Origin of the sequence: Clostridium sp. 10cd* (assembly GCF_044336395.1) — a bacterium.
Classification (GTDB): domain Bacteria; phylum Bacillota_I; class Bacilli_A; order Erysipelotrichales; family Erysipelotrichaceae; genus Clostridium_AQ; species Clostridium_AQ innocuum.
In genome coordinates, this window is record NZ_CP172347.1 from 3,451,989 (window position 1) to 3,476,090 (window position 24,102).

18 protein-coding genes are annotated in these 24,102 nt (G+C 45.1%); 4 read left to right on the forward strand and 14 right to left on the reverse strand.

Annotated features, from left to right (window positions below; all coding sequences use genetic code 11):
* Positions 1–92: 92 nt before the first annotated feature.
* The 11 genes from ACG3M1_RS17225 to ACG3M1_RS17275 all read right to left on the reverse strand — a co-directional run bounded on the left by ACG3M1_RS17225 (position 93) and on the right by ACG3M1_RS17275 (position 14,152).
* On the reverse strand, positions 93–572 hold the full coding sequence (locus ACG3M1_RS17225; RefSeq protein ID WP_008816838.1) for a VOC family protein: 480 nt from the start codon (positions 570–572) through the stop codon (positions 93–95).
* Position 573: 1 nt separating this feature from the next.
* Positions 574–1,491 carry an isoaspartyl peptidase/L-asparaginase gene (locus tag ACG3M1_RS17230; protein WP_008816839.1) on the reverse strand — a complete coding sequence of 306 codons (918 nt, stop codon included), beginning with the start codon at positions 1,489–1,491 and terminating at the stop codon, positions 574–576.
* A 382-nt stretch (positions 1,492–1,873) separates the two neighbouring features.
* Positions 1,874–2,824, reverse strand: a complete 951-nt coding sequence (locus ACG3M1_RS17235) for an L-lactate dehydrogenase (protein ID WP_002609542.1) — start codon at positions 2,822–2,824, stop codon at positions 1,874–1,876.
* Positions 2,825–2,928: 104 nt separating this feature from the next.
* Positions 2,929–3,879 carry an L-lactate dehydrogenase gene (locus tag ACG3M1_RS17240; RefSeq protein WP_002609540.1) on the reverse strand — a complete coding sequence of 317 codons (951 nt, stop codon included), beginning with the start codon at positions 3,877–3,879 and terminating at the stop codon, positions 2,929–2,931.
* Between the two features lie 418 nt (positions 3,880–4,297).
* On the reverse strand, positions 4,298–4,648 hold the full coding sequence (locus tag ACG3M1_RS17245) for a class Ib ribonucleoside-diphosphate reductase assembly flavoprotein NrdI (RefSeq protein WP_008816840.1): 351 nt from the start codon (positions 4,646–4,648) through the stop codon (positions 4,298–4,300).
* Positions 4,649–5,046: 398 nt separating this feature from the next.
* Entirely contained in the window at positions 5,047–6,090 is a 1,044-nt protein-coding gene (locus ACG3M1_RS17250) for a ribonucleotide-diphosphate reductase subunit beta (protein WP_008816841.1), read from the reverse strand.
* A 12-nt stretch (positions 6,091–6,102) separates the two neighbouring features.
* Positions 6,103–8,619, reverse strand: a complete 2,517-nt coding sequence (locus tag ACG3M1_RS17255; RefSeq protein ID WP_009270879.1) for a ribonucleoside-diphosphate reductase subunit alpha — start codon at positions 8,617–8,619, stop codon at positions 6,103–6,105.
* Between the two features lie 135 nt (positions 8,620–8,754).
* Positions 8,755–9,714 (reverse strand): RhuM family protein, encoded by a 960-nt coding sequence (gene rhuM, locus ACG3M1_RS17260; protein ID WP_008816843.1) that lies wholly within the window; start codon positions 9,712–9,714, stop codon positions 8,755–8,757.
* Between the two features lie 693 nt (positions 9,715–10,407).
* Positions 10,408–11,046 (reverse strand): hypothetical protein, encoded by a 639-nt coding sequence (locus tag ACG3M1_RS17265; RefSeq protein ID WP_008816844.1) that lies wholly within the window; start codon positions 11,044–11,046, stop codon positions 10,408–10,410.
* A gap of 198 nt (positions 11,047–11,244) precedes the next feature.
* Positions 11,245–13,872, reverse strand: coding sequence for a heavy metal translocating P-type ATPase (locus ACG3M1_RS17270; protein ID WP_008816845.1), 2,628 nt, complete (start codon positions 13,870–13,872; stop codon positions 11,245–11,247).
* Positions 13,873–13,888: 16 nt separating this feature from the next.
* Positions 13,889–14,152, reverse strand: a complete 264-nt coding sequence (locus ACG3M1_RS17275; protein WP_008816846.1) for a metal-sensing transcriptional repressor — start codon at positions 14,150–14,152, stop codon at positions 13,889–13,891.
* Positions 14,153–14,496: 344 nt separating this feature from the next.
* Between ACG3M1_RS17275 and ACG3M1_RS17280 the strand changes: the two genes are divergently transcribed.
* Positions 14,497–17,316, forward strand: a complete 2,820-nt coding sequence (locus ACG3M1_RS17280) for a glucosaminidase domain-containing protein (protein ID WP_257269621.1) — start codon at positions 14,497–14,499, stop codon at positions 17,314–17,316.
* Between the two features lie 79 nt (positions 17,317–17,395).
* Positions 17,396–19,165, forward strand: a complete 1,770-nt coding sequence (gene pepF, locus ACG3M1_RS17285; RefSeq protein ID WP_216881319.1) for an oligoendopeptidase F — start codon at positions 17,396–17,398, stop codon at positions 19,163–19,165.
* Positions 19,166–19,356: 191 nt separating this feature from the next.
* On the opposite strand, the gene ACG3M1_RS17290 is transcribed toward pepF, so the two are convergent.
* Both ACG3M1_RS17290 and ACG3M1_RS17295 read right to left on the reverse strand, forming a co-directional pair.
* Complete coding sequence (locus tag ACG3M1_RS17290) at positions 19,357–20,328, reverse strand: serine hydrolase domain-containing protein (protein ID WP_161129008.1); 972 nt, start codon at positions 20,326–20,328, stop codon at positions 19,357–19,359.
* Positions 20,329–20,767: 439 nt separating this feature from the next.
* Positions 20,768–22,213 (reverse strand): leucine-rich repeat domain-containing protein, encoded by a 1,446-nt coding sequence (locus tag ACG3M1_RS17295; RefSeq protein WP_008816850.1) that lies wholly within the window; start codon positions 22,211–22,213, stop codon positions 20,768–20,770.
* 302 nt (positions 22,214–22,515) lie between these two features.
* Here ACG3M1_RS17295 and ACG3M1_RS17300 point away from each other — a divergent pair, with 302 nt between their 5' ends.
* Complete coding sequence (locus tag ACG3M1_RS17300; protein WP_002609517.1) at positions 22,516–22,716, forward strand: cold-shock protein; 201 nt, start codon at positions 22,516–22,518, stop codon at positions 22,714–22,716.
* A 99-nt stretch (positions 22,717–22,815) separates the two neighbouring features.
* Positions 22,816–23,298 (forward strand): HD domain-containing protein, encoded by a 483-nt coding sequence (locus ACG3M1_RS17305; RefSeq protein WP_002609515.1) that lies wholly within the window; start codon positions 22,816–22,818, stop codon positions 23,296–23,298.
* A gap of 156 nt (positions 23,299–23,454) precedes the next feature.
* Here ACG3M1_RS17305 and ACG3M1_RS17310 read toward each other — a convergent pair whose 3' ends face one another.
* On the reverse strand, positions 23,455–24,099 hold the full coding sequence (locus ACG3M1_RS17310) for a hypothetical protein (protein WP_009588618.1): 645 nt from the start codon (positions 24,097–24,099) through the stop codon (positions 23,455–23,457).
* Positions 24,100–24,102 lie beyond the last annotated feature (3 nt).

The window sequence follows — 24,102 nt, forward strand, 5'->3', positions numbered from 1 at the left end:
GCTGTTATAGGAAACCTTTGCGTTTTCAATTTTAAAAATCACAATGCTGCAACAGGCCTGAAAATGTCTGTTCATTACCAGATCCATTTGCTTCAGCTACCATGCCTGCTGTTTTCAGTATCACCGCTGATGTAAGGGAAGTATTTCTGCCTGTCATAGCATGTAATCTCCAGTTCAATACCTTCACTGTCCTTCAGAAAAAATGCATAATAGTCCTCACAGTATTCCGGATAAAATCTTGGCGCATGAACAATCTGCATCTTCATCTGCAGGACCTGCTCGTATAAGCGATCCACTGTTTGCGTATCATCTACCATAAATGCCACATGATGCAAAGCTCCAGGCTTCCTGCGGCTGAGCTTTTCCTTTTCAAAACAGCTCCGCGGACTGACAATACCGATGGAGAACGCCGCATGATGGTATTCTATTATTTCATATGCATTTGCTTCCTTACGGTCATATTCCTTATAACGCAGATCAAAGCCAAGCAGTGGCAGAAATTGATCATAAAAGCGTTCTGCACGTTTTAAATCACGAACGGTGACATGCAGATGATCAAGTAAAGGAGTCATATCAATCACCGCTATATTGCTTCAACCATGCTTCATCGGCAGGAAAACAGCGATGAACTCCGTTTTCATATGCCGCGACCATGAGGGTTACCTCACCATCCTGTGCCACAACATAAGGAAATTCCTTTAAATTTGTCACAGCAGCACAGTTCCCCTTTGTATCCATGGCAATCATGGATATGGCATCACAGTCGTTTCCAGCCTGCTTCATACGTGCCATATGGGTATCCAGCACCTGAATCAAAGCATCCTGTACGGCTATCCCTGCACGCATCAGATCAACAACCCGAACAGACAGACAGCCACGCATAATATCTTCTCCTAGACCGGTTGCCGCTGCACTGCCGGCCATTGCGTCACTGTAAAAGCCGGAGCCGATGACCGGGCTGTCCCCCACTCTGCCGGCATGCTTTAAAAACAACCCGGAGGTAGACACACCCGCAGCCATTTCATTATCCTTTGCGGCCAGCACGCAAACCGTGTCATGACCGTCATATGCCTTTAAATCCGCATCCTTCTTAGCCTGTTTCCAACGCTGCTTCGAAGCCTCGGTAAGATTATTTGCAAAAGCGAAGCCTTCCTCCTGTGCATAGCCTTCCGCTCCCTTTCCGGCAAGCAGACAATTGCAATGCTTCCCGCACAGGGATGCTGCGACCTCGATTGCGGATGCCACATTCTCCATCTCAATCACACCGCCAAAATTTAATGTTTTCCCATCCATATAGGCTGCATCCAGCTGCACATGCCCGTCGATATTGGGAAGACCGCCCTTTCCGACCGACACAAATTCCTCGCGCTGTTCCACATCCTGTATCGCTGTGCGTATGGCTTCCTTTACACTCTGCTCCCGCAAAACCGCTGCTCCCCTGCGGATACCGTCAAATGCCATCTTCCAGGTTCCTATCATCGTCTGCTTCATTGTTCATTCCTCCGTTTTCATCTGATGTATGCTCACTCTGTTTTTCCATGTTTATTATACAGGAAAAACGCGCAGGGATGAAGCATAATTCACACGCTCGCATACCGTAAGCTCTTAGATCCTTCCATAAATTATTTTGAACCTCATACTGCTGTACCTCCAAATGACCGGTATAAAAAAAGAAAGCCGGCAAATTCCCGGGTTCTTTCTTACGTTAGGGTATTTGCAAAAGGGAGACTTCAGCTTCTATTGATAAAAACAATAATATGTAAGTCTCCCTATGTTAAGTTTACCCACAATCAAGAAAGAACCAATCCCTGTAAGCAGGGACGCCTGACTTTCCATTTTCTGCACACTGGACTGGCAATGCGCTGTTTGTTTTCTATAGCAGCGGATCAACTGCATCCGTGTTGATATCACGAATCGTTTCACAGCTCTGGTTAAACTTCGCCTGATCCACTTCATTCAGATCCAGCTTTACGATTTCACGGATCCCCTGACGGTTGACAACTGCCGGTACACCGATATACAGCCCCTCTTGACCATATTCGTTATTCTGATACGCAGACACTGTCAGAATAACATTCTCATCATCCAGAATGGCATGCACCAGCCGGTTCAGCGACAGTCCGATTCCATAATAGGTGGAACGCTTGCGCTTCACGATTTCATACCCTGCCTGCTGTACATTTGTGTAGATGTCATGCAGATCGGATAAATCTCTGCCCTTTTCATCCAGCAGGTCCAGCAGATTCTTGCAGCCGACATAGGCATTGGTCCATGGCACAAAGCTGGAATCGCCATGCTCGCCCATGATATACGCGTGAATATTGCTGGTGGAAACATCCAGATATTCGCTCATCATATAGCGTAGACGGGCTGTGTCCAGAATCGTTCCGGAGCCGATGACACGCTCCGTCGGCAGTCCGCTCACCTTTTGCGCAACATAGGTCATGGCATCCACCGGATTGCTGGCAATGACCAGGATACCGTCAAAGCCGCTTGCCATAATCTGCTCGGTTACGCTTTTCATAATCACCGTGTCTCTCGCTGTAAGATCCAGACGTGTTTCCGTCGGCTTCTGCGTAACACCGGCTGTTATCACAACGACTGCCGCATCCCGACATTCCTCATAGCCACCTGCCTTGATACTCATCTTACCTCTTGCGTAGGGCAACCCATGCTGCAAATCCATCGCCTCTCCGATCGCCTTTTCCTGATCCACATCGATCAGCACCAGCTCGTCGATCCCTCCGGTATTCAAAAAGCTGTACGCCATGCTCATACCGACAAAGCCACAGCCAACCAGTACGATTTTTCTTTTCTCATTCATAAAGAAACTACCTCCAGATATTCCAATCATTCTTTACTTTACCATAAAAAAGAAGATAAGAAAACAGCAATCATTTCCTTATCTCCTGTAGAAAACTGTCTGAATCAAAGCAGCGGATCAATGATGTCCCGGTTGATTTCTTTCAAGGTCCTGCAGCTGCTGTCAAATTTAGCCTGATCAACCTCATTCAGCTTCAGGCGGATCACCTCACGGACACCCTCTCTGTTCACAACTGCAGGTACGCCGATATACAGGCCCTTCTGTTGATATTCCCCTTCCTGATAAGCGGAAACGGTCAGAATGGCATTTTCATCGTCCAGAACAGCATGCACCAGACGGTTTAAGGAAAGCCCGATACCATAGAAAGTCGCCTTCTTGCGATTGATAATTTCATATGCCGCCTGCTGCACATTAGTATAGATGTCATGCAGGTCGGACAGCGGCTTTCCTTTTTCATCCAGCAGCTCCAGCAGTGATTTGCTTCCGACATAGGCATGTGTCCACGGAACAAAGCTGGAATCGCCATGCTCTCCCATGATATAGGCATGCATGTTGGAGCTGGATACATCCAGATACTCACTCATCATATAACGAAGGCGTGCCGTATCCAGAATCGTTCCGGAGCCGATGACACGCTCTTTTGGCAGACCGCTGACCTTCTGTGCGAGGTATGTCATGCCATCCACCGGATTGCTGGCAATGATCAGTATACCATCAAAGCCGCTTGCCATGATGCTTTCCACAACACTCTTCATAATTTTTGCGTTCTTCGCTGTCAGGTCCAGACGTGTTTCCTCCGGCTTCTGGGCAGCTCCTGCTGTAATCACCACAATACTCGCATCTCTGCAATCCGCATAATCTCCTGCATAGATTTCCATTTTACCTCTGGCATACGGCAAGCCGTGCTGCAGATCCATCGCCTCTCCGACTGCCTTTTCCTTTGCGACATCAAGCAGCACCAATTCGTCAATTCCTCCGGTGCTCAGAAAACTATATGCCATGCTCATACCGACAAAGCCGGTACCAACCAGTACGATTTTTCTTTTTTCACTCATTGTGAAGCCTCCTTTGCATGGGTTTTCACTATATGTTACCCATATCTAACCAAAATATACCACGCACTTGAAAAAAGTGAAAGAAAGATGACCGAAAAGCTGTACGACAGTAACCATGACGAACAAAAACCGGTATATGAAAAGACCGTATGGAATTTCCAATGGGTTTGCAGAGAATTTCAATTAAAGGAGAAATCCATACGATAGTAGCTTATCATCAGAATCTGAATCCTTCCTTTTGCATACACCCTAAGGTAAGAATAGAACCTTTCCTCAGGCATAATCAGTAGACAATTTATATTTGAACCATACATTTGTTCGTATCGCCTTCCTTTGATTACAAAAAAAAGATCAGAAGCTGCATACAGACTGCAGGCATCCAATCCTTCTTGTGACCGCATAGATTATGCGGTCATACTTAGCGAATCATCTGTTTTATTTTCTCAACATCCTCTTCACTGCCCTCACCATCGACCTTGTAAAGACAGGGAACATTGTATTTTTCTGAGATGATATCCCCCGCCCAGCCAAAGGTTGCGGCATGGCGCTCTCTGCTTCCTCCGGCTACAACCCCCTTTAAGCCGTCAGGGTTGTTTTCCAGGAAGCTCTCCACGATGTTTGGAACGACACCATTCCCATCCGTATAAGTAAATAGAATGTAATCACCCTTCACCGTTTCTGTACCGTTTTCTATTTTCATTGCGTCAATCGCAAGCTTTTCGATCAATTTCTCTGTTTTACCCATTCTGGATGCATATACATATGTCATACTGTGACCTCCTTGTTTATCTGCATAAATATTACCATAGGCTAACAATCAAAGCAACTCTCATGCCCCGCATTGTATATGCTTGAATATGAGAGCAGGTGTATGCATCGCTTTTCAGGATTACAGCTAGTTGCTTGTGCAGACCTTTTGCATATATCATGCCTGCAATTTCAAACCGCTTTATAGCTGCTTACTTTTCTTCTCTGTCTTCCTGCAATTCATACCTGTACTTTACATTGCCTGTACAATTACGGTATCCGTATGAAACCGCAGTACGATGAAGTATGCTTTTCCATTAGAAAAAAGGATTCCATACGATTACATCCGCATCCTATGAAATCCTTTGCATGATGTATTAAAAAAACAAAGGATAGTAGAAACATGGTTTTTATAGCTGCCTACAGATCATCCACCAGCGCACTGCTCTTCGCATAAGCGGAGGAGCGTGCTTCAAAAAAATCGGTTTTGATCAGATTGGCATTCGCATACATGGATACCCATTCCATGGATTTCGGTTCATTTTCAAAGCCGTCATACAAGGAACCGAAGCCAAGAGAATTGCTGCGAAGATTTCCCAAGTAATGAATGTAATCGGATACCATTTCCATTGTCAGTCCTTCGATATGATTTCCTATCACATACTCTCCCCAGCGAATCTCCTCCTCCACACCATGGCGAAGCATGTCCTTATATTCCTCAATCAGCTCTTCCGTAAACAGCTGCGGCTCCTCTTTTTGCAGCTCCAGAATCATAGAGCGAAACAACCATAGATGCGTATTTTCATCCCGGTTGATATAGCGGATTTCCTGTACGGAGCCCGGCATTTTTCCCATGCGTCCCAGATTATAGAAAAACATAAAGCCGGAATAAAAGTAAATACCCTCCAGTATATAATTCGCCATCATCGTTTTCATCAAATGTCTGCCGTCTCTATGTGTCTGGAAATCATTATACAGATCCCCGATGAATTTGTTTCGATTCAATAAACGCTCATCGTCCTTCCACTGGTACAGAATATCCGTGCGTTCCTGCGGTGAACAGATGGAATCCAGCATATAGCTGTAGCTCTGAGAGTGAACAGCCTCCTGAAAGGCCTGTATCGTCAGACACAGATTCACCTCATTGGCGGTTATATATTCCCCTACATTTGGCAGATTCGCTGTCTGAATGGAATCCAGAAAAATCAGAAAGGACAGGGTTTTGTCATATGCCGTTTTCTCTGCCTCACGCAGCCTGCGGTAGTCCTTTACATCCTGATTCAGGTTGATTTCCTCAGGAATCCAGAAATTGTTCATCGCCTGACGATACCAGTCGGATACCCAGGTATATTTCATGTTGTTAAAATCATTCAGATTGGTCGTATTGCCATTGATCATGCGGCGCTTTCCGACCTCGCAATCCCCGTGTTCATTAAACAGAGGCTTTCTTACTAAATCACTCATACATACTCCCTTCTAGGATGCGCAGGATTCGCATTCCTCTACTTCCAATGACTTGCTGCGAACATAATAAATCGTTTTTACACCATATTCCCATGCGTGAATATACAGCATCAGAACCTGGCGCAGGGTAAATTCATTGGTAATATACAGATTGACAGACTGTGCCTGGTCAATATGACGCTGCCGGATACCGGCCGAGCGCACCACCCATTCCTGATCGATCAGATGGGCATTCTTATACAGCCAGAAGGTTCTCGCATCCAAATCCGGTGCAACACGGGCAATCATACTGCCCTTTTTTTCTTCCAGAAAATATTTATTCATAATCGGATCCACACCGGCCGTTGTTCCTGCGATGATGGAGGTGGAGCTTGTCGGTGCGATTGCCATCAGCCATGCATTGCGCATTCCCTGCTCACGCACCTGCCGAAACAGCCGGCTCCATGCATCGGATGTATAGCCTCGCTTTGTGAAATAGGCACCGCTTTGCCAGTCACTTCCTGCAAACATGGAATAGCTGCCCTTTTCCCTAGCCAGTGCAGTGCTTGCCTGAATCGCATAGTAATTGATTTTTTCAAAAAGGGTATCCGCAAATTGCAGATGCTCCTCGGACTCAAACCGCAGATTCTGCTTAACCAGCATATGATGATAGCCGCTGACTCCCAAACCGATTGGGCGATATTTGCGGTTTGTGATTTTCGCATAGGGAATCGGATAATAATTCAGATCGATTACATTATCCAATGCGCGTACAATAACATGAATGATATGGGAAAGCTCTTCCTCGTTGTTTACATCAATATTCCCCAGCGACAGACTTGCCAGATTGCAGACGACAAAATCTCCCGGCTTACTTTCATTAACTACCACGCTCTCTCCGTCAATTTCCACAATGCGGCTTTCTTCCAGCTTTAGCGCCTTCATATTCTGTGCGATTTCTGTACAGAGATTGCTGCAGTAAATCATACCGGCATGTGCATTTGGATTCATACGGTTCACATGATCACGGTTAAAGGTAAACGGTGTACCGGTTTCCACTGCCGATTTCAGAATCAGACGTACCAGATCCTTCAGCACCATGGTGCGCTTGGGAACACGCGGGTCCTGCACACAGTCAAAGTAGCGCTCTTCCCATTCCTCACCATAGAAATCCTCCAGGTGATAGCCCTTGATTTTATGAATTTCATGCGGACACATCAGATACCAGGTCGCATTCAAATCCTCTTTTGCCATCTTCCAGAACAGGTCCGGATAACAGACAGCAGGAAACACATCATGTGCCTTCATGCGGTCATCCCCGTTATTGGTTCTCAGATTCAAAAACTCGGGAAGATCCTTGTGCCAGGCATCCAGATAGACAGCGACTGCCCCCTGACGAACCCCCAGCTGATCGACTGCGGTCGCCGTATCATTGACAAGCTTGATCCAGCGTATCACACCCCCGGCAGCTCCCTCAAAGCCGCGGATATCACTGCCGTTTGCACGAACCTTGCCAAAATACAGTCCCATTCCACCGCCGTATTTGGAAACCTGTGCGAAATTATCCACACTCTTATAAATATTGTTTAAGGTGTCCTCTACCGTATCGATGAAGCAGCTGGAAAGCTGATGATACGGCTTGCGGGCATTGGACATGGTCGGTGTTGCCATCGTTACCTGCAATTGAGAGAGAATATCATAGATCTGCTTCGCCCAGTACATGCGATTCTGTTCCGGCAGTGCCAGATGCATAGCGATACCCATGAACATTTCCTGCGGTGTTTCCAAAACCTCATGGGCATGGGAACACATCAGATACCGTTTTTTCACGAGCTCCAGACCGCTGTAGGTAAACAGGTAATCGCGCTCATCCTTCAGATATGCGCCCAGCTCATCAATCTCCGCATCACTGTATGCCTTCCGTATATAATCACCGTAATATCCCTGTTCTTCCAGATATTTCAGTTTTTTACTGAATACGGGAAGCTCCAGCTTTTGCATGCGGGCACTGATTTCCTCATGCAGCGCATAGGAAAGAAAGCGGGAAGCGATATATTCCCATTTGGGTGCCTCTTTACTGATTAACTCAACACTTGCCTTCATCAGCATATGCAGCCGCTCATCACTTTCCATATCCTCTTTCAAAAAGGAATGAAATTTCATGAGCAGATGACGCAGATCATAGCCCTCATCCGGATAACGCTGCTGAATATCCGCCAGTATGCTGTAAAGGTCTTCCTTTTGCAGTGCATGGACAAGATCCTGTACCACCTTCCTGGATTCCGTTCGCTTCTGACGATACAGAATATAGTTTTTTGCTTCTTTATAAAACTGATGCTGCATCAGTTCTTCTTCTACAAGATCCTGAACGACCTCTACACTCAGCATCGGCTTGTCTGCCGCTGCTGCTTTTGTTATGTCCTCAATAATTTCCTTAAGTACCGACTCTTCAATGAGCGTCCCGGTACTGCGGAATGCTTTTCTGATTGCCTGTGCAATCTTCTCTCCTTCAAATTCCTGAAGTTGTCCATCTCTTTTCTGTATCTTCATATACATACCACCTATCTTGTATTAGTATAGGTGGATTGTGACAGTTCACGCAACTTAAATGCCTAAGAAAAAACTGCCAGTTCCTGACAGTATTCCTGAACATAGCAGCTCATATTCCGTTTGCTTCATAAAACATCAGTTCTTTATTAAAAAATTCATCACCAGTGCTATCATGATTTCCTTTTCTTCCGGCTTAGATTCAGCAACCATCAGTGTGATGGCAACCAGTGCACTATCACTGATAATTTTTTCACCATTATGAAGCAAGGCATTATTCTTATTTAAAAATTCCAGAAACAATGCTGCTGCTATTCGTTTGCATCCATCAGCGAACGGATGGTCCTTAATAAGAAAGTATAAAAGGTTTGCCGCCTTTTCTTCAAGTGTTGGATAAACCTCCTGGCTGAATACATCCTGATATACAGCCGCCAATATACCGGCAACTTTTCCAGGCTCTTTTTCCACTCCGAACACATCCGAATCAAAGCTCATTTTGTCAATGAATTCTCTGCTTTCTTCATAAGTCAACTGATAAACACATTTGGTTCCATCCGGTTTTTTCAAGCTCTGGTGATCATAACTGTCAAGCAATTCCAAGGCTGCAGTGTATTCTTCAACCACCTGAAGAACCGAGTCTGCATCAATACCGGCGATTCCGGCAATAATGCCGGATTGCAGTCGTATTGTTTTATTTAAATATTGCAGCCTTTTCTCATTAACTGCATAGCCTTGAACCATGTAATCTTTTAGGATTCCATTTGCCCATTTTCTAAATTCAATACCGCGTTGTGATTTGACTCTATATCCTACTGATATGATGACATCAAGATTATAGTTGTCCACTTGATACGTTTTTCCGTCAGCGGCAGTTGTCGCATATTTTGCGACAACTGCTTCTTTGTCCAACTCTTTCTCTTTAAATATGTTATTGATATGTCTACCAATCGTTTTGATATCCCTGTCAAACAACATGGAAATCTGCATTCTGTTTAGCCAAACCGTGTTTTCTTCGGGACATACTGATACATCCAACTGTAATTCTCCATCTTTGAATACCACTACATTTAAATCACGATTCTTAAAGTTCTCTACCATTTTTTCACCTGATGCTATCTTGTCAGCATCTACCTTTCTATAATATTCTTTTCATCTGGAACAGCGACAGCAGACAGCAATCTGATTTCGTGTACTGCCTTATAATTTTCTTGAAACAGCATGGCATTATTTTTCTTTTTATATTTTGGACACAAGGCAGTGGGTAGTCGCTTTCATATTCAGAAAGAACCTCCTTGATAAGCAGAGAACAAAATTTATCCCTTTCCTATCATGTATCAACTTGATTATTTTTACAGCGTGATATGAAGTGAAATGTACAAAACCTTAAACTATGAAGCTCACATATTTTCCAATTATACTTATATTACAGATCAGCCTGCGAATAAACTCATGTCAAGGTTATAGTGTGTCAAGGCTCTTTGAATATTTCTTTATCCTACTTTACGAACTACCGGGTAATTCTCGGTAGTTTCTAATTTTATAAATTTTAACACGGTCCTCTTTTTTACTTTAAAATGAATCGTATAGCTTATATCCTCTCTTAAGATGTATTTTGTAATTGTAATTCATTCTACTCAACAAATAGCCCTCTGCATGTCCTTCAGCGGTGATATAACGTTCCATACGCAATATGAAAAAGAGATTTCAGAAATGACGGTATTCGGCATTCAAGAAATCTCTCTATCTATCACTTTTACATAAAATAAGAAGAGATACACAATTGCTGCTTTCCTATTTTTTCATCAACTGGTTGATTTTCATCTCATACGGAGTTCCCTTAAGATCCTTTGACGCCGCCTGCAGATGTTCCTTCTTTTTCTTTTCATCCTTCAAATAGCTGTACTGCAGCGCCAGCATATAATGGAACATACCCTTCTGCGCTTCCTGCAGCTCTTCATTCTTCAGCTGTTTCTCCATATCATCGATATAGCTGGTCTTTTCTTCCAGCAGAATATCATAGATGACCTGACACTCCTGAGTAATGCTCTCATCCGCAATCTTTTTCATACGCTCCAGCAATGTTTTACATTTCTTTTTGCTATCCTCGTCCAGATAGTAATAAAATGCTTTTATGACAACATCCAGCTCCTGCTTTTTATTCATCCGCATGCTCAGAATCAATTCAAAGCACTCTTCGATTTTTTTCTTATCCGCTTTCATGATATAGCCGTTTAAACGCATATATTCACGGTTGAACGGAGGATAGAAATACTTGCAGGGAAGAGAATCCAGAAGCTTGAAATACGCATTGAAATCACCCTGCTGCATATGCTTTAACAGCTTCTTCAAAATACTCTGCTTCCATACCTGCGTGCCGACAATCAGTACGATTGTAATAACGACGGCCAATATAATAATTTTATAGTCCATAGTACACCTCAGTTTTCATTAAGATTATTGTACTATATCTTGTCGCCTTTTTCACTTAAAATTTTCATTTTCTGCATAAAAATTAAAATTCCTATACAGCGATGTCTTTTTTGATTGCGGCTGAAAGCCTTGACAGCAGATACTGCATTCATGGCAGAGCATATAGTCATTCGTATGATAAAAGCATTTTGTATAAGCTCATGTAAAGTTACGAAGGCGAAGCGCATTGCTGACAACGCTCACTGAGCTGAACGCCATCGCAGCACCTGCGAATACCGGAGACAGCAGCGGTCCGCCAAACAGATGCAGCACACCGGCCGCAATCGGGATACCCAGCGTATTGTAGAAGAATGCCCAGAACAGATTCTGCTTGATATTGCGTATAACTGCCTTAGATAAACGGATTGCCGTCTCCACATCCTGAATATTATCCTTCACCAATACGATGTCAGCACTCTCCACCGCAACATCACTGCCGCTTCCGATGGCAATGCCGACCTCGCTTTGTGTCAGAGCGACTGCATCGTTGATGCCGTCCCCGACCATGGCAACGACTTTCCCCTGTGCCTGCAGCTTTTTGACCTCCTCCCCCTTTTGATCTGGAAGTACCTGTGCTATCACATGTTCGATTCCTGCGGCTTCCGCAATCGCTGCCGCTGTGATTTCATTATCGCCTGTCAGCATGACCACATCGATTTGCTGTTGACGAAGACGTCGTATGACATCTTTCGTCTGCGGCTTCAGCTGATCTGCAATGGCAATAATCCCATATATATGAGAAGACGTGCCGATCCATACGACTGTTTTTCCCTGCTGCAGCCAGGCCAGCTCCTGTGCGGCATATGCATCACAGGAAGCTCCTGCCAGCTCCAGAAAGGTGCGGCTTCCCGCATACCATGTCGTATCATCCCGAATACCGCTGAGACCGCGCCCGTTATGTGTTTCAATATGCGTTAACGCAGAACCGCTGATATTTTCTTCCCTCGCTTTTTCCAGAATAGCCGTTGCCAGCGGGTGACGGCTTCCTGCCTCCAGAGATGCCGCAATGGAAAGAAGCTTTTGCTCATCCTTGGCTGCGATATCGGTTACAACCGGCTTACCGATTGTCAGTGTTCCGGTTTTATCAAACACAATTGTATCAATACTGCTCGCTGTTTCCAGTGCCTCTCCACTCTTCATAAAGATACCGAACTGTGCCGCCTTTCCGGTTCCCACCATGATGGCGGTCGGTGTTGCCAGACCAAGCGCACACGGGCAGGCGATAACCAGCACACTGACAAAGATCGTCAGCGCAAAGGCAAAATCCTGTGTGGAAAGATACCAGAGCAGTGCTGCTACAAAGGCAATCGCCATAACCGTTGGCACGAAATACAGGGAAATCTTATCCGCAATACGTGCAATCGGCGCCTTTTTGCCCTGTGCCTCCTCGACCATACGGATGATTTTCGCAAGTGTGGTATCCTCCTCAACCGCATTGCATTCCATCACGATTCTGGCATCCAGTGCAATCGTCCCCTGGATCAATGCATCCCCCTGCTGCTTGGAAACCGGCATACTTTCCCCCGTCAGCATGCTTTCATCCACACTCGCATGTCCTTCCTTTAAGATACCGTCTACCGGAATATGCTCTCCCGGCTTTACCACAAGCAGATCACCGATCGTGATTTCCTCTGCCTGAATTTCCACCTCTTTCCCGTCTCTCAGCAATGTCGCATTGCTTGGACGCAGCTGCAGCAGTGCAGAAATCGCCCCTGTGGATTTCTTCTTCGAAATGCTTTCCAGATGCTTTCCAAACTGCACCAGCGCCACAACGACACCGGCAGATTCAAAATACAGGCTGTGAACGGCATGCAGATTGCCCTGCAGAATGGAAATCAGAGAATACAGGGAATACAGATAGGCGCTCCCTGTACCAACCGCCACCAGCGTATCCATATTGGGCGCCTTGTGGAATAATGCTGTAAACCCTCTGGTAAAGAAATGACGTCCCAGAAGGAGAATCACTGTCGCAAGAAGAAATTGGATGAGCGCAAAATGAAAGGGATGTGTGTCATAATGAATGATATCCGGCAGCGGCAGCCGGATATTGCCCAGCATATGCGACATACCGATATACAAAAGGATAAAGGCCAGAGCCAGGGTGGTATAAATTTTTATGGATGTAGAATCCTTTTTCACAGCTTCTTCCTTTCGCTCCACATGAAGCGTGCCGTGATACCCGGTATTCTGAATAATTGCCAGAATCTCCGACAGCTTGATTTTATGCGGGTCTGCTTCCACTGTTGCCGTATTTGTGACAAGGTTGATGCTGACAGCGGATATTCCTTCCGCTTTATTCAATGCATGCTCCAGCGCTGCGCTGCAGGACGAACAGGTCATTCCATCCACATCGATGCGATATGTCTTCTTCGCTTCCTCCAGCAGCGTGAAGCCGGCCTTTTTCACTGCCGCTGCCCACGCCTCGAAATTCTTTTTCGTAAATGTAATGCGCACGGTATTCATTACCAGATTCACACTCGCCTGCTCAATTTCCTCAAAGCGGTTCAATACCCGCTCTACAGCTGCACTGCAGGCGGCACAATGCATGCCCTCAACACGATAGGTCTGCTGCTTGGCAGCATCGCGCTCCTTCATATGAAAGCCGCCCTTTTCCACAGCCTGCATGGCCGCTTTTTCGTCAAAGCCGTCCGTGAAGCTGACCACCGCTTCTTCCATAACCAGATTTACGGAAGCATCCTCTACCGCCGGCTGACGCTTCAATATTTTTTCTACCGAGGCTGCACATGCTGAGCAGTGCATCCCTTCTATTCTATATGTCTTGTTCATAAGATTTTCCTTCCTTCTATTTCAGCAGTGCCGCAATTACAGCTTCGATTTCGCTGACCTTTTCCTCTGCATCCCTTTCTTCAATAGCAGTCAGTACACAGCTGTGCAAATGTCCGCTCAGAATATGCTGATTTGCTTTTTTCAGCAGAGCCGTCGATGCTGAAATCTGATTTGATATATCGATACAATAGCGTCCTTCTTCCATCATGCGAATGATACCATCCAGCTGACCGCGTGCAGTCTTTATCTTCTGAAGTGCTTTTTTACGTTCATCGTTCATCCTCTCACCTCCCCCAGGGGGTGCCCTGGTACATTCCTATTATAGTAGCTGCCTTTTCTGCTGTCAACTCCTATGCCTTTATGAATTCCTTTGTTGAAGAGGATGGCGGAATACCACCTGCTTATGTCCGCATGCCGCTTTCTGAGCGTAGCAATCAAGCGTTCCTGTATTCCTATTCCAATCACGCATCCTCTTTGAGCAGGCATTTAACAAGGATCCTATCTATGCTATCCTTTCATAAAATATGCATTATGAAATCTTACAATTTCAATATATTTCTATACTTTCACATGTCCTGCACACGATTGTACGATATAATAAAGACATGTGTGGAGGTTATCGACATGATTAAGAAAAAACTGTACATCCTTATGCTGAGCCTTTTGATCACGGCATCCCTTACTCCGGTATCAGCCAGTGAAAAGACGCTGCAGGATGATGGAACATATCACATTGTCAGTGTGGAAAAGGATGGTACCTATACAATCCTTGAGGACTGTGACACCTATGCCAGGGCAAAAGTTCTCTATACACTTCGTAAACGCAGCTATGACAATCTCGCAATCACCTATGGCAGCAGCTTCCTGAGTCTGGAGCAGGGCGTTGTGGAATTTGCGACAGCCAAAGACTGCACGCTGAACATTACCTACACAAATGATGAAAATGGTGAAGAGGGCTATACCAACGGCTGTTATGGCATTGACGCGGCATTTCTGGAATACAATCCCGGAACACAAAAGGTAAAGTTTCGTTTGTCCGGTGTTACCGGATGGGCAGATGCAGCCGATGTCACCATCTATCCGATTGAGCAGGTTCCCAATGTTTCCTCATTTACGGTAAAAAACAACACTCTGCAGCATCAGCTGAAATCCTCACTCGCAACCGCTGCCTATGACAATATCCTGCAGCTGGGAAACGCTCCGCAGCAGCTAAAGGAGGGCGTTACCTACTATAGCTATGATACCCATTATTTCTATGATGATTACGCTATGATGATCGAAGATTACCGAAACAGCAGCTTTTCTCATGCGGTGAATGCCAATGCCCCCTATTATAATTATTATCAGTATCTGAATCATCGATCCACCAGTGCCTATTCACAAAAGGATGTGGACCGGTATCTGAAGGATACGCTGGCTCTGCGTCATACAATAACCGGCTTTTACGATAAGGATAACTATATCCATGATGTTTTAACGCAATCTTTGCTTTTACAGGCGGAAGCTGCATTTTTCCAGTATCAGAATCAATTCGGGGCAAATGCGCTGATGATGCTTTCACTGGCGGAGAATGAAAGTGCTCTGGGAAGAAGCTATCTCGCCTACACCCGCAACAATCTGTTCGGACATGCTGCCTATGATTCCGCTGTTGAGGAAAATGCCTCCCGCTATGCCAGCACCTCAGGCAGCGTATACTCCCATGCCCTGCATTACCTGTCCAATGCGTATATGAATCCCAGCCAGTTTCAGTTTCACGGCGGCTTCTTCGGAAACAAGGCAGGCGGTATGAATGTATCTTACGCATCCGATCCCTACTGGGGAGAAAAAGCAGCCCAGTACTTTTATGAAATGGATCACGCCATGGGGGACAGGGATCACAACCGCTATGCGCTTGGTATCGTGAAAAATACCGGTGTTTCCATATATAAAAACGCTGATAAAAAAAGTGATGCCGTATACAGCATCAAAAAAGGCTATGATGCAGCCCTGATTCTGCTGGAAAAGCTGGAGAACAGGGATGGCGTCTGGTATCGGGTACAAAGCGACCCTTCCCTTGACAAAGAGCAGAAGCAGCAGGAAGGAAGCTACAATTTCAAAAACAGCTATGGCTTCGTGAAGGCAGAAGATGTTTCCACAGTGCTCAACAGCAAGCACATACAGGATAAAGCCTATGTGGATATCACCTTTGATGCGAACGGCGGAACATTTTATCCCAATGATAAGAAAATCACCCTGCAGGTGGAAACCGGAAAGACACCGGTGATCCAGGCACCGGTTAAGGATCATGCCCTCTTTTCTTCCTGGGATATACAGCTAAAGCCCGCAGGGGAACCGTTGACCTACAAGGCAACATACAGGGATGTCAAGCAGATTGTGCTGACACAGATGCCGCTTACCACCTATGATTTAAATGAATCCCTCGATGTCAGTGATGGCAGAATCCGCGTGGATTTTGCGGATGGTACAAGTAAGGAGGTTTCCATGACCACCGATATGGTGGAGGGCTTCTCCAGCAAAAAGACAGGAACCAAAACACTGAAGGTGACCTATGCCGGCTGTACGCTGAATTATGAAATCAGGGTATCCGACGAGCTGACGAAAAAGCAGGAAAACATGCAGCAGCGAGCTGCGGCAGTCATTAAGCTGTACGACGGGAAAACGGATTTAAACGAGGAGGCTCTGCAGGAGCTGGAGCAGCTCCGCAAGGATGTCACTGCATTCCCTCTCACACCGCTCGCAAATGAGCAGATCCGTCTTATCGACCGGATACTGCAGGAGAATCTGAAGCCCCGCTACAGTGTCATCATTAAGGATGACAGCCATGATCTGCAGGTATCCGGCTTATCCATGGCACGGATACAGGAAACCGGTTTCCTCAATACCTTCCTGCCAAAAACGATTGTCCTCAAGGTAAAGAATTCCATAGATGAGGAGCAGCAGGCACTTGCAAAAAAAGTAGCCCGGGCAAACGGAACCACTGTTGAAGAAACCTTCTCTATTGAAGGAACGGATGATTTCTCCTCCCTGAAGCTGAAGCAGGAGGCTGTCTTCTCTATCAAAAAGCCGAAGGACAGCAAAAACAAACGCTATCATATATATTATGTGGATGGGCAGGATGTCTATCAGATTCCCACCGAGCAAAGTAAAAGCCGCATCCGCTTTACAACGGAAAAGCTTGGCAGCTATGTTCTGGTATCCGCAAACCAGCGCAGCATACAGGAAGCAGACGATATTGCAGAGGTGAATACGATCGCCTTGAACGGAAAGAACTATATCCTTCGCTATGTCCTGTTGCCATGTCTGCTGCTGGCACTGCTTGTATGTCTGTTCCTCACACTCTTTGTATACCGCAGACGGCATCCGAATCTGCGTCTGAAAAAGCCGTGGAAGAAGGCAGGAACGGAAAAATCGCAGTACAAAAAAGATGAAGATGATATGCTGTAGGAAAGAAAACGGAAGAAATCACACGCCTCCTTGTGATTTCTTTTTTTTTGACATACAATACTATATGAGGTGATCATACATGAAACGTAACGAAATAGATTCACAGCTGACCTGGGATCTGCGCTTTCTCTTTGAAAATCAGGAGGCCTTTGAAGCTCAGTTTGCACTGGCACAAAAGGAAATCAAATTATTGCAGGCTGCACTCTCATCCCTTGCGGATGACAGAGCCAGCTTCATCAGCTTTATGGAGCATCAGGAAACACTGGAGCGCTATCTGGATAATCTTATCAGCTATGCTAAGATGAGCAGTGATGTCGACCCTGAAAATATGCAGAACCAGGAAAATCTGGCACGCAGCTATACCCTGTATCAGCAGGTGAATCAGGCATTATCCAATCTGCCTTTACTTCTGATTCAAAACAGGGAACAAATTGAGCAATGGCTGCTGGAGGATGACTGTCGGGACTTCCGCTACCCGATGGAAGAGGTATTCCATACGATTCCACACCGGCTGAATGAAGAACAGGAGGCTTTGCTTGCACAGGCGGGCGAGCTGATCCGCAATCCGCAGAAAACCTTTGAAAGCTTCCGTTTGCAGTTCGAGCCTGTTCTGGTGGATGGAAAAGAGGAATTCCTGAATGAAGGAACCTATCAGCAGTTCCTGAAAAACCGTGACCCAAGAGTACGTAAGGAAGCCTTTGAACATTTTTTCACCGCCTATAAAACCTATCAGAATGTATTTATGAATCTGTTGAGCGGGCATGCCAGGGGACAGATATTCGAAGCCGGATTACGCAATTTCTCCAATGCTCTGGAAGCCTCCCTGTTTGAAGACGGCGTTGACCGGTCGCTGTTTGACAAGGTGCTTTTCATGGCAAATGAAAAATACATCAATGGCATTCACCGTTACTTTGCGCTTCGCAAGCAGGTCAGCGGACTTGCTGTTCAGCATGTGTACGATATTCAGATACCACTGGTGGATGCGGTGGATATCACCTATTCCATCGATGAAAGCTTCGATATTCTCAAGCATGCCCTTGCACCGCTTGGCGAAGACTATGTGCAACTGCTGGATCAGGCAAGAGAGGAGCGCTGGATCGACTTTCTGCCATGTGCAGGTAAACAGGGTGGAGCATATTCCGGGGGGACCTATGATTCCCGCCCGTATGTACTGACCAATTTCACAAACGATTATCCTTCCCTGAGCACGCTGGCGCATGAGCTGGGACATTCCATGCACTCCTGGTATTCCCGTCACCATAACCGGCCAATGCTTTCTCAGTATACGATTTTTGTTGCCGAAGTGGCATCCACTGTGAATGAGATTCTGTTGAACCGTTATTTGCTGGATCACAGCGATAGTGAGGAAGAGAAAGCATATCTTCTTTCCAATCTGCTGAATCAGCTTGTCGGCACGCTATATCGGCAGCCGATGTACGCAGAATTCGAAAAGCAGCTGTATGCCATGCTGGAAAACAAAGAAGCAGTTTCCTCACAGAAGCTGACCTCCCTGTACATGGAGCTGTCCAGGCAGTATTACGGGGATGCTGTTGAGGTGGATGATCTGCAGCGCTATCATTGTTACTACATACCGCACTTTTATTTCAATTTCTATGTATATAAATATACCTTGGGTATGTCGGTGGCATTGAGCTTTGCGAAGAAGATACTTGCCGGAGATACAACGGAGTATCTGGAGTTTCTCACCAAGGGTGGCAGCGAGTCACCGCTGGATGAGCTGATCCATGCCGGTGTTGATCCGAGAGTGGACAGTGTCTACGACGATGCCTTCACCTTTTTCGAAAAAACACTGGATGAATTCAGTGAACTGATGAAGGTAAAACGATAATCCCTTTATAACAGGGCAACTATTGCAGGGAAGCCTTGATGTTCCCCTGCGGCTGTACCGATAGCTTAACAAATATTATCCATGTAGCTGAAAAAGAATGCAGAACCTTTGGATGGTAAGCGTCCGTAAGGATTTTGCATTCTTTTCTTTTACTGTATCGCTGTTCTATTTCTGCTTGCCTCTGCTTTGCTTTACTTTCTAAATATCGGTTCGATCTGCTGTTTAATCAAATCCATGCTGTCTTTTGCTTTAGGATCAAATCTGCACATGAGGGATACAACCAGTTGTTCTCCGGTATTCACATAAATAATGTTTCCTCCATCCCCCATTGCCGCAAATCCGTCTTTCTGCTCATCGATCCACCATAAATAGCCGTATGGCAGATTGCGTTTTTTCCAGCGGCTGTGCTCCTTTGTGCTTTCCTCAATCCAGTGCTTTGATACCAGCTGTTTTCCTTCCCATACACCGCCATTCAAATACAGCTGCCCGATATCTGCCATTTCCTTTGCCGATAACGCCAGTCCCCAGCCTGCGGATTGCAGTCCCTTTGCGTCTGCTGCCCAACCGCTGATGGAGGCTGACTGATTGAATGCCATCTGTTCTTCCTTATCTTTAAATATCAGTTCCTTTTCCACAGAAATTCGCAGCGGGACAAATAATTTCTCACGTGCAAAAGAAAGCACAGATTGCCCGGTTGTCTTTTGTAAAATACCAGTCAGGATATCCGGTCCAATCAGCGGTGTATAACGGAATTTCCCGCCCCTTCCCTTCAGCTGCTCCAGTGAAAACCGCAGCCAGTCATCACTTGTAAAATATTTTATATAGGGTGGAATTCTATATTTATATGCCGCTGTCATGGTGATGACATCCTCCAGTGTTACTTCACCCTTTGCATACTCTTTCTCCCGGGCTGCATACTCCGGAAAAAAATCCAGAACCCTTTGCGACACATCCGCAAGGTACCCTTCATCCATTGCGATTCCCAGCAATATGGATACAATACTTTTGGTCACGGAATACACATGCATTCTGCTTTCGGAAGTACATCCCTGAAAGTATGCTTCATACACGGACACACCGTTTTTTAATACATTCATCCCACAAATATTCTTGTAATTCCTGTTGATCAATGCTTCCATTTCTGTTATTTTCATCTGTTCCACGCAATTACCTCCGTAGTTTCTGCCTATATCTTACAGTTTTCCCTCAGGGGAAGGTCAAGGGGGATAATGCAGAAAGCTTCGGCGGCATAAATACAATGCTCATAGGGCTGGTATTTCGTTAGCATATCAACGAATCTCGCACGTTTTCTACTGATAAAAGCCTTATGAAGATATCCTTTTTTCGATTGTGCAGATTTCTTTTAGCTTATGCTTGCTTATCTACACAAGGCTTTAGTAGAACCATATTCTCATTCCAGATTCTCTTTTTGCATTGCTATGCTAAGGAAAAGATGTACAGTGTTTCCCCTCAACCCGTTTCACAAGACGCAGCAGCTTTTATCTGCTTATGAGCACAGAAAAGCCTGTGGTACACAGCAGTATACACACAGGCCTTCATTCATAATCTAAAGCAAAGAAATTTACATTTTTTCAGACTGTCTCAATATGAGAATTTCTCGTAGTATTCCATATCCTCAAGAACTGTGATATCCTCGATTGGGTTTTCATCCAGACGAAGCTCATACAGATTCTTCAGTCTGGTCAGCGGTGTCACATCTGTTACATAATTCGCCTTCAATGTCAGGGAGCTCAGATAGATGCATTCCTCCAGCGGAGACAAATCCATTACGCCATTGTGATCCAGCCGCAAAGAGCTTAAATTGATCAGCTTCTTCAGCGGTGAAAGATCTGTAATGACATTGTTGTATAAATCAATCGTACTCAGATTAGTTAAATCCTTTAATGGCGTCAGATCAGAAATATTGTTGTGGGAAAGCCCCAGACATTCCAGATTGATCATATCCTCAAGAGAATCAATACTGCGTATATCGTTGTTTCCGACATCCAGGGTTGTCATATGCTCACAGCCCTTTAAAACCTCGATATGCTTGATATGATTGTTGAAGACATTCAGCTCTACCAGATCCTTTGCATTCTTCAAAAAGTCGATGTCCTTCAGGAAACAGCAGCTGGCCTTGAAAAAGCGAAGCAGCTTCATTTCTTTTAAAATTTCCGTATGCTCCACACGGTTTTCACTGATATCCAGCTTCTCCATCCTGATCAGACCCTTCAGATTACGCAAATCACAAAGTCCGCTCTGCGTAGCACGAAGATCCTTTAAATTCTTCAGCTTCTTCAGGAATGAGAAATCCTTAATATGATCAAAGGAGATATCAAGGACCTCCAGATTCGGAAATTCCTCCAATATACTTAAATCACGCAAATATTCACAATTTGAAATATTCAGATTGCGCAGGGAATCCTTCATATACTGCAACGGAGATAAATCACAGAACAGATTGGTCGATACATCCAAAACCTCAATGTGCTTCAAATAGGTCAGATCGGCAATGTCATACAGCCACATCTTGTTCATATGAAGCTCCTTCAGCTCCTCCAGCATACCGAGAATGCTGAGCGGGAACGGTCCGTTTTCAATTCCGACATACAACTTCTTCAGCTTCTTGACATTTTCCAGATATACCAGATTGTCCACCTTGCTGCGTTCCAGATTCAATTCTTCCAGATTGATCATGCCGGCCAGTGCACTGATATCCATCGTATACAGGTTATTGCGTGAAATGTCCAGCCGCAGCAGCTGCCGGAATTCCCTCAGCGCCTGGATGTCACGCAGCATATTCTTGGACAGATTCAAAACTTCAATCTCCCGCAAATCACGGATCGGTGTCAGATCCTCAATGGCATTTCCGCAAAGGTCCAGATACTTCAGATTAACCGCATATTGCAGTCCTTCCAGAGAGATAATTCCACTGCTTCTGGCAGAGAGTGTCGTCAGCTCTTCCAGCTTTTTTTCTGTGATATCCGTTTCCTCGATCTGCAGGGTTCTGGCGATTGCAGCTCGCAGCATTTCATCCTGTATGATCATAAACATTCCTCCGTTTCTTTTCTTGTATGCCTATATTATACCCCAAAAGATTAAAATCTGAAACAGCTTACACAAAAAAACACGAATCATGAAAAAAGAGAAAAACAAATCCTTCCAATTCACGAAATAATGATTGACTTTCGGTTTTGAAAGTGATATTGTTTAAGAGTAATAAAAAGCAATAATTATGATTTCACAAGTCTGGAATTGTATTTATGTGTTTCAATGTACGAATATCCAGTTTTGTGATTTTTTTATACATTGGAGGGCTTCTTATTGACACACGTATAGGAGGTACTAAAATGAGTACAGGTAAAGTAAAATGGTTTAATGCAGAAAAAGGTTATGGATTCATCACTTCTGATGAAGGTAAGGACATCTTCGTTCATTACTCAAGCATCCAGAGCGACGGATTCCGTACACTGGAAGAAGGACAGGCTGTAAACTTCGACGTTGTTGAAAGCGATCGTGGACAGCAGGCTGCTAACGTAACTGTAGCGTAAGCAAAACCGTTCTTGGATCATGACCTCGTGCATGATCCTTTTTTTTGACTGTGCATATCCTGTACGGAAATGATACAATAGAAGAAAGGATGTGATGTCATGGATCGCTTAGAACTTATCCGTGAACAAACGGATGCCGTCATTCAAAAGCTTGTCAAGGAAGAGGAACGCAAATTTGCATATATCCACACGTACGGTGTTGCACAGGCTGCAGCCATGCTGGCCACTTTGCGAAAGCTGGATGTGGAGCTGTGCTGTATTGCCGCCATGCTGCATGATATAGCACTTTACGCCCAGAATTGTCCGCATCTGGGTCATGCACAGCGCAGTGCGGAATATGCGAAGCTGCTGCTGGAGAAGATGGAGGTATTCAGTGAAGAGGAAATCCGGATACTGACTCATGTTATATCGGTGCATTCCGATAAAATGAACCGGCATGACGGACCGATTTCAGAGCTGCTGAAGGATGCGGATGTTTTGCAGCATTATCTGTATAACCCGAAAATTGAGTTATCGGAAAAAGACAAGGTACGGCTGTTTTATCTGCTGGAGGATTTGAATTGTGCGCAGGTAGAAAAATAGCTGTCTATATCTGCAAGCAGATTACGCGTAAAAAGGAGTATTCACAGGGGATGTCCCTTGCATACTCCTTTTCCTTTTCTAATTTGCCCTAATTGTTCCGTTTTTAAGCTACAATTCTGTATTCAGGATAGCTGCGGCTTTCCTCATACTGCTGCTCTATAAGCTCACCTCTTTTTTTTCATTCTTTCGTCGGTAACAGATAGAGCATTTCTGCATGAGAGGAAAGGAGACAGCCATGGTATTCCCCAAAACAAGCATACTGATCCAGGTACCTTCGCGCAGCATTGTAAAATCCAGGGAAAACACAGCAACAAGCAGCAGACTGCAGGTGATGAAGACAGCATCTGCACCGCAGCGCAGAAAATTGAAGGGCTTTTTATATTTTTTTGAAATCACGACAATCAACTGTTCAAACGGCTGTTTCACAAGATCAGCAGCCATGGTAAGCGCAACACCAAAGGACACAAGGATCATCCCCGCTGCCAGAAACACCCATTGCATAGGATACGATACAGGGCGAATATCCGCAAGAAACGCTATATCATAGCAGGTGAGATTGATGATAATTCCCTGAATCCAGCACACCGGTAGCTGTAAAACCTGAAGCTTATCAAAGTCCTTCCGCTGTATCAGCAGCTGCAATAAAACACATAGCAGATAAAAGCACATAAGAAGTGTGCCGCTTTTCATACCACTGATAAGTGAAATACATTGCAGAAAGGCTGTCAATGCAGTTTGTCCAAGACCGGATTTCATCATGAATGAAAGTCCCAGAGCTACCCCTGTAACACCAAGCAGCATTTC

Excerpts from the sequence above, each read along its gene's own strand:
- ACG3M1_RS17255 (WP_009270879.1), bottom strand. The coding sequence starts at position 8,619 with ATGAAGATACAGAAAAGAGATGGACAACTTCAGGAATTTGAAGGAGAG.
- pepF (WP_216881319.1), top strand. The coding sequence starts at position 17,396 with ATGAAACGTAACGAAATAGATTCACAGCTGACCTGGGATCTGCGCTTT.
- ACG3M1_RS17275 (WP_008816846.1), bottom strand. The coding sequence starts at position 14,152 with ATGAACGATGAACGTAAAAAAGCACTTCAGAAGATAAAGACTGCACGC.
- ACG3M1_RS17240 (WP_002609540.1), bottom strand. The coding sequence starts at position 3,879 with ATGAGTGAAAAAAGAAAAATCGTACTGGTTGGTACCGGCTTTGTCGGT.
- ACG3M1_RS17245 (WP_008816840.1), bottom strand. The coding sequence starts at position 4,648 with ATGACATATGTATATGCATCCAGAATGGGTAAAACAGAGAAATTGATC.
- ACG3M1_RS17265 (WP_008816844.1), bottom strand. The coding sequence starts at position 11,046 with ATGGACTATAAAATTATTATATTGGCCGTCGTTATTACAATCGTACTG.
- ACG3M1_RS17305 (WP_002609515.1), top strand. The coding sequence starts at position 22,816 with ATGGATCGCTTAGAACTTATCCGTGAACAAACGGATGCCGTCATTCAA.
- ACG3M1_RS17300 (WP_002609517.1), top strand. The coding sequence starts at position 22,516 with ATGAGTACAGGTAAAGTAAAATGGTTTAATGCAGAAAAAGGTTATGGA.
- ACG3M1_RS17235 (WP_002609542.1), bottom strand. The coding sequence starts at position 2,824 with ATGAATGAGAAAAGAAAAATCGTACTGGTTGGCTGTGGCTTTGTCGGT.
- ACG3M1_RS17230 (WP_008816839.1), bottom strand. The coding sequence starts at position 1,491 with ATGAAGCAGACGATGATAGGAACCTGGAAGATGGCATTTGACGGTATC.
- ACG3M1_RS17250 (WP_008816841.1), bottom strand. The coding sequence starts at position 6,090 with ATGAGTGATTTAGTAAGAAAGCCTCTGTTTAATGAACACGGGGATTGC.
- ACG3M1_RS17225 (WP_008816838.1), bottom strand. The coding sequence starts at position 572 with ATGACTCCTTTACTTGATCATCTGCATGTCACCGTTCGTGATTTAAAA.
- ACG3M1_RS17280 (WP_257269621.1), top strand. The coding sequence starts at position 14,497 with ATGATTAAGAAAAAACTGTACATCCTTATGCTGAGCCTTTTGATCACG.
- ACG3M1_RS17310 (WP_009588618.1), bottom strand. The coding sequence starts at position 24,099 with ATGCTGCTTGGTGTTACAGGGGTAGCTCTGGGACTTTCATTCATGATG.
- ACG3M1_RS17270 (WP_008816845.1), bottom strand. The coding sequence starts at position 13,872 with ATGAACAAGACATATAGAATAGAAGGGATGCACTGCTCAGCATGTGCA.
- rhuM (WP_008816843.1), bottom strand. The coding sequence starts at position 9,714 with ATGGTAGAGAACTTTAAGAATCGTGATTTAAATGTAGTGGTATTCAAA.
- ACG3M1_RS17295 (WP_008816850.1), bottom strand. The coding sequence starts at position 22,213 with ATGATCATACAGGATGAAATGCTGCGAGCTGCAATCGCCAGAACCCTG.